Origin of the sequence: Aggregatilinea sp. (assembly GCF_036822615.1) — a bacterium.
Lineage (GTDB): Bacteria > Chloroflexota > Anaerolineae > Aggregatilineales > Aggregatilineaceae > Aggregatilinea.
This window is the reverse complement of sequence record NZ_DAISHJ010000149.1, coordinates 1-11,136: the sequence shown is the minus strand read 5'-3', so window position 1 is coordinate 11,136 and position 11,136 is coordinate 1. Positions and strand designations below refer to the sequence as shown.

At 65.0% G+C, this 11,136-nt stretch carries 8 protein-coding genes and 1 pseudogene; all 9 read left to right on the top strand.

All coding sequences use genetic code 11. The features are described 5' to 3' along the window. Nucleotides 1-324 precede the first annotated feature (324 nt). Entirely contained in the window at nucleotides 325-1,395 is a 1,071-nt protein-coding gene (locus V7116_RS23560) for a hypothetical protein (protein ID WP_324394440.1), read from the top strand. A gap of 375 nt (nucleotides 1,396-1,770) precedes the next feature. Next, nucleotides 1,771-2,424, top strand: coding sequence for a hypothetical protein (locus V7116_RS23555; protein WP_324394439.1), 654 nt, complete (start codon nucleotides 1,771-1,773; stop codon nucleotides 2,422-2,424). A gap of 99 nt (nucleotides 2,425-2,523) precedes the next feature. After that, a complete protein-coding gene (locus tag V7116_RS23550; RefSeq protein ID WP_324394438.1) occupies nucleotides 2,524-3,135 on the top strand; it encodes a hypothetical protein in 612 nt (203 codons plus the stop codon). A gap of 398 nt (nucleotides 3,136-3,533) precedes the next feature. Next, complete coding sequence (locus V7116_RS23545) at nucleotides 3,534-4,517, top strand: SDR family NAD(P)-dependent oxidoreductase (RefSeq protein WP_324394437.1); 984 nt, start codon at nucleotides 3,534-3,536, stop codon at nucleotides 4,515-4,517. A 73-nt stretch (nucleotides 4,518-4,590) separates the two neighbouring features. After that, nucleotides 4,591-5,229 carry a lysoplasmalogenase gene (locus V7116_RS23540; protein ID WP_324394436.1) on the top strand — a complete coding sequence of 213 codons (639 nt, stop codon included), beginning with the start codon at nucleotides 4,591-4,593 and terminating at the stop codon, nucleotides 5,227-5,229. 43 nt (nucleotides 5,230-5,272) lie between these two features. Then, nucleotides 5,273-5,740, top strand: coding sequence for a GNAT family N-acetyltransferase (locus tag V7116_RS23535; RefSeq protein WP_324394435.1), 468 nt, complete (start codon nucleotides 5,273-5,275; stop codon nucleotides 5,738-5,740). A 124-nt stretch (nucleotides 5,741-5,864) separates the two neighbouring features. Beyond that, nucleotides 5,865-6,653 carry a hypothetical protein gene (locus V7116_RS23530; RefSeq protein ID WP_324394434.1) on the top strand — a complete coding sequence of 263 codons (789 nt, stop codon included), beginning with the start codon at nucleotides 5,865-5,867 and terminating at the stop codon, nucleotides 6,651-6,653. Nucleotides 6,654-6,779: 126 nt separating this feature from the next. Beyond that, on the top strand, nucleotides 6,780-10,208 hold the full coding sequence (locus V7116_RS23525) for a protein kinase domain-containing protein (protein ID WP_324394433.1): 3,429 nt from the start codon (nucleotides 6,780-6,782) through the stop codon (nucleotides 10,206-10,208). Nucleotides 10,209-10,655: 447 nt separating this feature from the next. Then, nucleotides 10,656-11,136 (top strand): annotated as a pseudogene (locus V7116_RS23520) (hypothetical protein); the annotation flags it as partial.

Sequence of the window (11,136 nt, the reverse complement as noted above, 5' to 3'; positions counted from 1 at the left end):
CACGCAGGCCGCGAGCGCCAGCAGGCCGCCGATCAGCGCGCGGTGCGCGGCGATCCAGCCCGCGACGCCCGCCAGCGGGCCATGAGTCGGGCGGAGAGCAGACAGGCGTTTAGACAGTGGAAGTTGGGCCACGGCGATCTTATCCTACGGTCTTCAACCGGCCAGAAAGCATACCCCGTATTTGGCGACAGCACTCACGCTGCGCATAATCTCATTGATTATACGGGTCCGGCTGCCAAATGGTGGACCGGAGCACAGAGCCACGCCAAGCATCTGTACCACGTCTGTACCCATCGTCCACCGAGCATGGAGACGGCACAGGGCTTGAAGACTCTCACCGCGCTGCCCATTCACATGCGCACCCACGCGCGCAAGCTCGCCCTTTCGCTGTTCAGCCTGAGTCTGTTCGTCGTCGCGCTGCAAATCATGAAGACCGGCGCGCGACCGCTGGAACCGTTGATCCACGAGCACTTGCAGGTGCACAGCCTGTGGGACGGGCTGGGCTTCGGCTGGATCACAGCTTCGGCCATTCTCAGCGGATCGCCCGTCGCGGCCATCGCTGTGACGCTGTACGACGGGCGCGCGATCTCGCGCTTTGCGGCCTTCGGCATGATCAACGGCTCGCGCATTGGGGCGGCGTTCATGGTGCTGCTGGTTGGCTACATGTACTCGCTGCGCGGCGAGCGCAGCCGCGACGGGATCGGCGTGGGGCTGCTGGCGGCGCTGGTGGCGCAGTCGGTGCACTTCCCCGCCCTGCTGATCGGATCGGTGCTGCTGCGCCTGGGTATGTTCGAGCGGCTGCCCGTCGAGCAGATGGAGGGCGTCACGTCGCTGATGGACCGGGCGCTCGATCCGCTACTGGACCTGCTGACGCGGCTGCTGCCCGACGTGGCGCTGTTCCCGCTGGGCGTGCTGATCATGCTGTTCTGCTTCCGCCTGTTCGACCGCGCCCTGCCCGAAGTCACGCTCGAAAACACGCGCTTCAGCAGCGAAAACGGGTTTCTGTCCAACCCGCTGCTGATGTTCGCACTGGGCTTCGGCATCACGTTCCTGACGCTGTCCGTGTCCGTGTCACTGGGGCTGCTGGTCCCGCTGACCGCCAAACAGATCGTCAACCGCGAGCAGGTCGTGCCGTACATCATGGGCGCGGGCATCTCGACCTTTGCGGACACCTTCGTTGCGGCGGTGATCTTGCAAGACGCCAAGACCATCGCGCTGGTGACGGTCGCCATCCTGACCATCACGCTGATCTCGATGACGTACATCCTGGTCGCCTTCCGCGCCTACGAGCGCGCGCTGCTGCGTTTCACCGACCTGCTGATGGCCGATCGCTGGGCACTGCGGGTCTATCTCGCGGCGTTCGTGCTGATCCCGTTCACGCTGATTTTGACGTAAACGGATAACAGCACGAGCCTTCCCTACGGACCGGGATTTTGCCCATCCCACCCAACGGCGCTTATCGGCCCGTATCGCAATACGCCCCATCTGCACCACTTGAAGCGCATCATGCTTTTCGTAGGGGCGGGGCTTGCTCCGCCCGGCTTTTCTCACACCGGACAAGGCTCGCCGCCCCGCCCCGACACACCCCGCCTTGCCCTGCCTGTCTCCCCTCTCCAACCTGGATTGGAGACGGGCCGGGGGTGAGGTCACTTTTGCCTTTGCTTCTGCTTTTCCCCTCATCTATAGGGCGAGCGCAGGGCATCCGTGTGTGACGGATCGGCGCGGTGTTGGTAGGATCGCGGTAGTGTCGAAATAACGCGATGGATGGTTATGAACGCCTATCCTTCTTATGCACAACCCCGCCGGCGGCGTCGCCGTTCACTGCCGCTGGCCCTGATGACCTGCTTCACCGTGGTGCTCGTGCTGTGTTGCGCGGGCACGCTCGGCGTGGCGTACATGGTCACCGCCGAGGAACCGGAGCCGCCCGTCACCGAGGAATTCGTGCCGGAAGTGGCGGAAGCGCAGACCTTCGAACAGGTGATCTCGACGGCGGCGCAGCAGGCGCGCGACACCGATACCTTCAGCGTCACGTTCACCGAAACGCAGTTGTCGTCGTGGATGGCGCTGGACGGCCAAACCTACGCGCTTTCGCACGGCTACAGCTTCCCGTTCGAGGACATTCAGATCGGCGTGGACGACGGGCAGTTCGATTTTTACGGCACGCTGACCACCGCCGGGCTGGATCTGCCGCTGCAAGTGCTCGTCACGCCGTACGTCGATCCGGTCGGCCACCTGGACTTTACCATCGATGAGGCGCACCTGGGCGGGCTGCCCGTGCCCCAGTTTATCCTCGACAGCCTGCTGGCACAGGTCGATCGCCTGCTCACCCAGCCGATCCAGGACATGCGCAGCGACTACACGCTCGACCCGAACGCGCTCGTCGCGGATAACGGCACCTTCTCCATGCGCGGCACACTCAACTAACGCTCCCGTCCGCACTCACCAAAACGGGCACATCAGGGTACAATACGCAGCCGTGCACATCGCTCGAACGTCGGATTCTGCAAACCGGGAGAGCAACGCATGTTTGAAGGCTGTGGAGGGTGCTGCCTGGCCCTCATTGTCATTCCGCTGTTGTGCTGTGGGCTGGTCGCTGGCGCGGTCGCCTACACGACGATCAACGCGCCCGATCCGCCCATCCGCGACAACTTCAAAGCCAGTCAGGCGGACGCGCAGGCATTCGATGCGGAAGTCGCCCGTGCGGCCACGATGGCCGCGACCGAAGGCTGGTTCTGGACGGCATTCACGCAGGAACAGTTCTCGTCGTGGCTCTCGCTCAAGGGCCAGGACTTTGCCGACAGCCAGGATCGCCGCTTCCCCTTCGAGGACGTGCAGGTGGGGTTCAACGGCGGGCTGATGCGCTTCTACGGCAAATTCACGCAGAGCGGCGTGAAGATCCCGCTGCTGGTCGAGCTGCGGCCCCGTGTGGACAGCAGCGGCAAGCTGGCGATGGACATCGAGAACGCGAACGTCGGCGGGCTGGACCTGCCGGACTTCGTGCTCGGCGCGGTGGCGGATCAATTGAAGGCGGCAGTCAACCGGCCCTTCGAGAACCTGAACGGGCGCTACTTCCTGAACGCGGCCACGCTGACCGTGGACAACGGGCGCTTCGAGATCCAGGGCCAACCGACCTAGCGGCGCTTGGTACAGGGGCAATTCATGAACTGCCCCCCACGGGGAAACCAGCCCTTCGCAGGGGCGGGGCTTGCTCCGCCCGGCTCTTGCGCGACGTTTGGCGTCGGGAACACAATGCTCTTTTACGTTTGAATCCGGCCATCACCAGGGCGGGTTAGAAACCCGCCCCCTACAAACCCCCTTTGGGCGCTGCATGTCTCCCCTCTCCAACTTGATTGGAGAGGGGCCGGGGGTGAGGTCGCGGTAACGACCGGATTTCACGCATCAAACCGCACCAACCGCCCGCGCGAGCACAACCGGTCGCGCGGCGCTGCGTAAAACTGAACAGTGAGATCGAGCCTCTTTTATCATCCTGCGGGCGGCGACGGGGTCGCGGCGGCAGAAAGGTAGTGACGGGTATGGCGATTCTGGTGACGGGCGGCGCGGGCTTCATCGGGAGCCACCTCGCGGACGCTCTGTTAGCGCGCGGCGACACGGTCGTCGCGATCGACAACTTCAACGACTACTACGATCCGGCCATCAAGCGCGCCAACGCGCGGCGGCTGTCGGCATATCCCAACTTCACGATGGTCGAGGCGGATATCCGCGACCGCGCCGCCGTGGACGCGCTGTTCGACGCGCACGACATTCGCGGCGTGGCACATCTGGCGGCGATGGCGGGCGTGCGCGAGAGCGTACGGCAGCCGCACCTGTACGTCGAGGTCAACCTCAACGGCACGCTGAACCTGCTCGACGCGGCGCAGCGCCACGGCACGGCTGTTTTCGTGCAGGCGTCCACCTCATCGGTGTACGGCGAGACGAAGCAGCTCCCGTTCGTGGAGACGGACAGCGCCGATCGTCCGCTGGCCGCGTACCCCGCCAGCAAGCGCGCGGCGGAGCTGCTCGGCCATACGTTTTATCACCTGCACGGCCTGAACGTGACCGTGCTGCGCTTCTTCAACGTCTACGGCCCGGCGGGGCGTCCCGACATGATGCCGTTGCGCGTGATGAACGCGGTCCTCGACGGCACGCAGATCCCGATCTTCAACGGCGGCGACATTCACCGCGACTGGACCTATGTGGACGACACGGTCGCGGGCGTGATGGCCGCGCTGGATAAGCCGCTCGGCTATGAGGTGATGAACCTGGGCTGCGGCGCGCCGATCTCCCTGCGCGAGTTCATCGACGTGATCGAGGCGCAGGCCGGGCGCAAGCTGAACACGCGCGACGTCCCCACCCCGCCCAGCGATCCGCCGATCACGTTCTGCGACAACACGAAGATCCGCACGCTGTTGGGCTTCAATCCGCACACGCCCGTGCGCGAGGGGCTGGTAAAGACCTGGGAATGGTTCCGGCAGTGGCGCATCGACAGCGGCACGTGGCCGGGTGACCAGCCGGAATAGTGTTATGATCCATTGTGGCAGGCTGCCGCGTCGGCGGTTTGCCTTGATGCCGCACAGCGCTTAAAGGGTAATTATGGTGCTTATCCTACTCTCCGTGCTCGTCGTTCTCTCCGCCGGGATCACAATCCTGGCGCAGTACCGGGAATCCGCCCGGCTGGAGTATGTGTTCAAGCCGCTGACGACCGTCCTGATCATCGTCGTGGCGTTGGTGAGCGGCGAAGGATTTTTCACGTCGCGTTACCAGACGTTCATCCTGCTGGGGCTGGCGGCCTCGCTGGCCGGGGACGTATTCCTGATGTTCCCGGCACGTTTCACGCCGGGGCTGGCCGCGTTCCTGACCGCGCACCTGTTTTACATCGCCGCGTTCACCGTGGCAGGCACGGGGCGCGCGTCGCTGTGGTACGCGATCCCGTTCGTGGCCTATGGCGCGCTCATTCTATGGCGGCTGTGGCCGTCGCTCGGCGCGATGAAGATCCCGGTGCTGGCCTACGTCGGCGTGATCCTGATCATGGCGTGGCAGGCGGCGAACCGCTGGCTGGAAACGCGCGACGCGGCAGGTGCGCTGGCGCTGTTCGGCGCCTATCTGTTCGTCGCGTCGGACTCGGTGCTGGCGGTCAATCGCTTCCGGGGGCCGGTCAAGCGCGCGCCGTTCTGGGTCTTGAGCACCTATTTCGCCGCGCAGCTTCTCATCGCGCTGTCGGTTTCGATTTAGCTTCTTTGCGCCTGATCTCTGCACTCTGTTGAGGACCCAAACAATGCAGCTCATCCCGATGACCGACGCCGAGTTCGCGGACTATCTGGCTGTCACAACGCCCGAATACGCCGCCGAGCACGTCCAGGCGGGCAACTGGACCGCCGAAGAAGCCGAAGAAAAGGCGTATGCGCAGATGAAGGAGCTCCTGCCCGAGGGTCCGCGTACGCCCGACAACTACATGTACACCATGCACGTCGAGGGCGAAGCGGAACCGGTTGGACTGATCTGGGTCGCCATCACGCGCAAGCCGCACAAAACCAGCGCCTTCATTTACGACATCATCGTGCACGAGCCGTTCCGCCGCCGGGGATACGCCAGCGAAGCGCTGAACGCCATCGCGGACAAGGCACGCGAGTTGGGCGCGGAGAGCCTGGGTCTGCACGTGTTCGCGCACAACACGGGCGCGCACGCGCTGTACCAGAAGCTCGGATTCGTGGAAACGGATATCATTATGAAGATGCCGCTGTAGAGGCGGAGCGTACCGCAAAAGCCCCACCTCATCTTCTCCTTCCCTCCGCTTGCGTGGGGGAAGCGGTCAGGGGATGGGCGGCTAACACGCAAGCTGCGAAACCACATCAATAAGCGAAGTCACCATGAACATCACCTGTCCGACGTGCGGCGCGGGCATCCCCGCCGCGAACATCAACATTCACGAACGGCTGGCGGTCTGTCCGCAGTGCAGCACCGTGTTTCCGTTCGACGCCCCCGCACCGCGTAAAGCCAAGCCGCGCAAAGTCAAACAGCCGGATTTCGTGACCGTCCGCGAGCAAGACGGCGAGATGGATCTGTCGTTCCGCTGGCGGCACATGATGCGCCCCATCGACCGCACGTTGTTGAGCGTCTTCACCTTGATCGCCTTGACGCCGGTCCTCTCCGCGGTCGTGGCGCTGGCGACGACGACCACCCCGCAGAGTGAAGACTGGATCGCGGGCGTGATCCTGACGCTGCTCTCCGTGGCGATGATGTATCTGGTGGTGGTGGCGCTGGTGGACCGGCTGCACATCCACGTAGGCGGCGATACGGTTCGCACGGGCTTCGCGCCGCTGCCGATCTGGACGCGCTCGTCCGTGGACCTGAACGACATCGCGGAAGTGCGCGTGGAAACCAGCCCGTCGCGCAGGCGGCAGACCTCGCAGAGCTACTACAACGTGCAGGCGATCTGCCACGACGGGCGCGAGATCACGCTGGCGACGGTGCATTACGATCTGGCGCAGTACATCGCGGGCACGCTCAACGACTATTTGGGCGATCTGGACGCGGGCGACGTGGCGCTCGATCTGCCGGTCGGGAACGACTGGGACGGCGAAATCGCGGACGACGGCGAGCTGCGGCTGGCGGACGACATCGCGCAGCAGGTCCAGCGCGGCGGGCGCATCTCGTGAACGAATCACCGCCCGATGAATTTTCTCATTTTCATCAAAGTTTTTACGGGTTTTCACTTGCTTCTTTAAGGATTATCCAGTACGCTCAGTGAGTGTTATGAGCTTCCTCACCATTAGAGTTGTCCTATGGCAAGTGACGATCTGATCGGGGCACGCCTCGGGCAGTACGAGATCAAATCCGTGCTGGGCCGGGGTGGTATGGCGATGGTCTACCTCGCCCGCCAGACCTCCATGGACCGTGACGTGGCGATCAAGGTCATGTCGCGCGAGCTGGCCGACGACGAGCAGTTTGTCGCGCGCTTCGAGCACGAAGCGCAGGTGATCGCCCGTCTCCAGCACCCCCACATTCTGCCCGTGATCGACTTCGGGCGCGAAGGCAAGAGCATCTACATCGTCATGCGCCTGGTGCGCGGCGGCAGCCTGGACGACCGGCTGCGCGGCGGCCCGCTGACGTTGAAGCTCGCCAGCCGCATGTTGACGCAGATCGCCAGTGCGCTGACCTTCGCGCACGAGCAGGGCGTCATCCACCGCGACCTGAAGCCGAACAACGTCCTGCTCGACGAGCGCGACAACGCCTACCTGACCGACTTCGGCATCGCCAAGATGCTGGCCGGAACCAGTAAGCTGACGGCCACCGGCAACGTGTTGGGCACGCCCGCGTATATGGCTCCCGAGCAGTGGCGCGGCGAAGCGGTGGACGCGCGAACGGACATTTACTCGCTGGGCGTGGTGCTGTACGAGATGGTGTGCGGCTGTCTGCCGTTTTCGGGCGAGACGCCGTTCACGCTGATGTACAAGCACTTCAACGACCCGCCGCCCCTGCCCACCAGCATCAAGCCCGATCTGCCCAAAGCCATCGAAGCGGTCATCATGCGCGCGCTGTCGAAGCACGCCGACGACCGCTACCAATCCGCGGACGAAATGGCCGAGGACTTCACCCGCGCGGTGAACGGCCTGCCGACCGCCGCGCAAAACGTGCCCGCGCCGGACGCAATGGACGCCACCATCGTGGGCGAGGGCGGCTTTACCGCGCCGCACAACGCGAACAGCGCCCCCGGCGACGACCAGCCGACGATGATCCCGCAGGCAGGCGGACCACCGCCGATCACGCCGCCGCGCGGCGCAGCCATTCCCGCACCCTCCACGCCACCGCCCACCCCCGCGCCCGCCACCATGGCCGCCGCGCAGAAACGCGGCCTCAGCCCGGTGTTGATCGCGGTGATTGCGATCATCCTGATCGGGGTGATCGGCGGCGGCGGATATTTGCTGTTGGGTGGCGGCGAAGAACCCGATCCGACCCCGACGGCGACCAACACGCCGGAACCCACGGCGACCGATACCCCCGCGCCGACGGCCACCAACACGCCGGAGCCAACGGCGACGAACACGCCCGAACCAAGCGCGACGAACACCCCCGCGCCGACCAGCACGCCGCGCACCACCACGGCGACCGTGCTCAGCGAGCGGGTCACCGTGCGCAGCGGGCCGGGCTTCGACTTCGAGTCGATCGGCACGCTCTCGCGCGATGACGAGGCGCTGGTCAACGGCGTCAGCACCGACGGCGGCTGGTACCAGATCGTCTTTGGCGCGCGGCTCGGCTGGGTCTCCGCCGAATCGGTCCGCATCTCCGGCAACACGAACATTCAGGAAATCGAGTGGCCGACCGCGACGCCGGAACCGTCCAATACGCCGACGTCCGAGCCGACCGACACCGATACGCCGGAACCCACGGCCACGAATACGCCCGAACCGACGACCGAAACCCCGGTCAACGGGCCAACGCCAACGCTCGATCCGGCGCTGACCGACACGGCGCTGTTCGTTCCGAGCAGCTTCGAGCCGTTCGACCTGGAAAATATCGACATCTCGCTCGACTACCCGACCACCTGGGCCGAGCCGACCTTCTTTGGCCGCGTGTACTCGCTGTATGCCGTGCCGGTGGACGATCCGCTGTACGACCTGTACCCGTCGATCGTCATCGCGCGCGGCACGCCGGATCAGCTCGTCGCGGACGGCATGATCACCGACGCGAGCGACCCGGTTTACGCGGTGGAGCACCCCTACGGGACGGACTTCGGGCAGCTTCACGAAGAAGTGAGCAGCTTCGTCTATCCCGCGTACAAGATCGACGTGCGCGAATCGAGTCTGCACGCCTGGGTATGGCTGGTGCAGATCGCGGACGACGACTGGCTGTACATCGTCGCGCTGGCCCCCACCGGCCAGTACGATAAGTCCTTCGCGGATCAGGTGCTGAACCCGATGCTGGAAAGCATCCAGATCGACGGGCAGCCGATGGTCACGGGCGTGGGCGTCACGGCGACGCCGCAGCCCGGCGAAGTGCTGACCGACATCCCGCTGGTGCTCGGATCGCCGGTGCTGGATCGCTTCGATGACAACCAGAACGAATGGCGCTACGGCACGATCGAAGACGGCGCCCTGACGCTGACCATCCCCGAGCTGGACTATCTGGGCTGGACGTTCCCCGATACGTTGGCGGGCGTCGGGCCGGGCTTCTACCTCCAGGCGACGATGCGCGTGGTCGAGGTGCCGGATCGCTACGAGTACGGACTGGTGTTCCGCACCCGCACCGACGCAGACTTCTACTTCTACTCGCTCGATCACAATGGCCGCTACTCGTTCTTTAAGGCCGTGGACGGCGAGTGGGTCGAGCTGGTCCCGTACACCACCAACACCATCGCCAACACGGGCGACAACCCGCAGAACGTGCTTGGCGTGCTGGTGCTGGGCGACTACATCGAGCTGTACCTCAACGGCGAAGTGATCGCGGACGTCGTGGACGACGCGCACATGACGGGCGACCTGCGGCTGGGCGCGTACAGCTACACCGACGCGAACGGCACGCCAACCGTCGCCTTTGACGACTTCGTATACCTGCCGCTGAACATCCCCTCAGACGCGACGTTCAGCGAAGGCGGATCGGCCATCATCGGCACGGTCCCGCCGGGACAGGCGGAAATGCTGACGCTGCCGTCGTACACCTCGACGCAGCTCGACACCTTCACCGAAGGCGATCAGTTCGTGATCTTCGCGCGCTCGCAGGACAGCCAGTTCCTGTTCGGCTATGGCAAGGACGTGATCGGCTGGCTCGACCGCAACCGTGTCAGCCTGACGCGCGCGGGCGAAGCGGTGGACGTCTCGTCGCTGCCGGTGCTCGACAGCAATATCCAGGGCATCCGCGTGCAGGCGTGGCCGATCGTGTGGACCGCCGCCGATAACAACGTCACGCTGCAGTACGGGCAGACGGTAGACTCGGCGCTGGAGGATCAGGGCACGGCCTCGTGGACCTTCAACGGCGCGCAGGGCGACGTCGTGACGATCGTCGCGGACGGCGGCACCAACATGGACACGTACCTGACGCTGACCGGGCCGGATGGCGCGGTGCTGGTCGAAGATGACGACGACGGGCCGGGCCTGAACGCGATGATCGAAGGCGTGGAACTGCCCTCGTCGGGCGTGTATACGGTCGAGGTGCGCAGCGTTTCGGGCACAGGCACGGTCAACGTGACCCTGAGCAACGCGTCCGTGGGGCAGTAGCAGGCGCATCAGCGAGAATTGACGGACAAATACGATCCGGTTGGTGAATGGGTTTTGTAGGGGCGGGTTTCTAACCCGCCCGGTAGGGGCGTATTGCAATACGCCCCTAAAAAACCCCCATTGAGCGCTGCTCGTCTCCCCTCTCCAGCCCAGACTGGAAAGGGCCGGGGGTGAGGTCGCCCATGGCGATCGCTCCGGGCACGCGGCATTGTCGCCAGCGGACCGTCTATGAACCTGCAACTCGCCCCGCCTTTTCGCGTATTCTTAGGTGAAACCCACAGCGCATCCAGGGGACCGGATCGCCATGACCCGCCCCACATTTGATTGGCCCGCGCCCGCACGCGCGGCCAGAGAGTGCAGGCAGCCGGGGCCTCCCCATCGCTCCCCCATATCGGCCCACTTCCCGGTATAATCGACTCAGATCCGTGAAATCAAAGGACTGGTAAGATGAGCTTCGAGCGCACGGACTTTCCATTTCCAGACGACGACCCCAACGAGACGCCCGCTGCTGGCGCGTCCGCTGACACGCCGGACGACGCCCCCGAGCTGGTCGAGCCGGAGCCGCCCAAGATCGTGGCGGAGACGCCGGTCGGCGGGCAGGCGCGCCCGGTGATCGGGCCGCCCCACCCGGGCGCTCCCGGCGAATCGCCTACGCCCGGTGACGTCGAGCCGCCCGCGATCAAGAGCGAGACAGAAACGTCGTCTGAGGACGAGGCAGAATCGAGCGAGGACGCCCAGCCGGACGATGCCCTCTCGCCGGAAGACGCCGCGCCGGAAAGCGACCTCTCGGCAGTGGAGGGGATCGCAGTGGCGAAGGTCGTGGAAACGGTCGAGAGCGAGCCGGAATCGGACAGCGCATCCGAGGCGGACGCAGAACCGCCCGCCCCGGCGGAACGCCGCGATCCGCCTACGCTGCCCTCACGGCCCA

What these genes read in the sequence shown, in the direction of transcription:
- V7116_RS23555 (WP_324394439.1), top strand. Translation starts at nt 1,771, where the DNA reads ATGAACGCCTATCCTTCTTATGCACAACCCCGCCGGCGGCGTCGCCGT.
- V7116_RS23550 (WP_324394438.1), top strand. Translation starts at nt 2,524, where the DNA reads ATGTTTGAAGGCTGTGGAGGGTGCTGCCTGGCCCTCATTGTCATTCCG.
- V7116_RS23545 (WP_324394437.1), top strand. Translation starts at nt 3,534, where the DNA reads ATGGCGATTCTGGTGACGGGCGGCGCGGGCTTCATCGGGAGCCACCTC.
- V7116_RS23540 (WP_324394436.1), top strand. Translation starts at nt 4,591, where the DNA reads ATGGTGCTTATCCTACTCTCCGTGCTCGTCGTTCTCTCCGCCGGGATC.
- V7116_RS23535 (WP_324394435.1), top strand. Translation starts at nt 5,273, where the DNA reads ATGCAGCTCATCCCGATGACCGACGCCGAGTTCGCGGACTATCTGGCT.
- V7116_RS23530 (WP_324394434.1), top strand. Translation starts at nt 5,865, where the DNA reads ATGAACATCACCTGTCCGACGTGCGGCGCGGGCATCCCCGCCGCGAAC.
- V7116_RS23525 (WP_324394433.1), top strand. Translation starts at nt 6,780, where the DNA reads ATGGCAAGTGACGATCTGATCGGGGCACGCCTCGGGCAGTACGAGATC.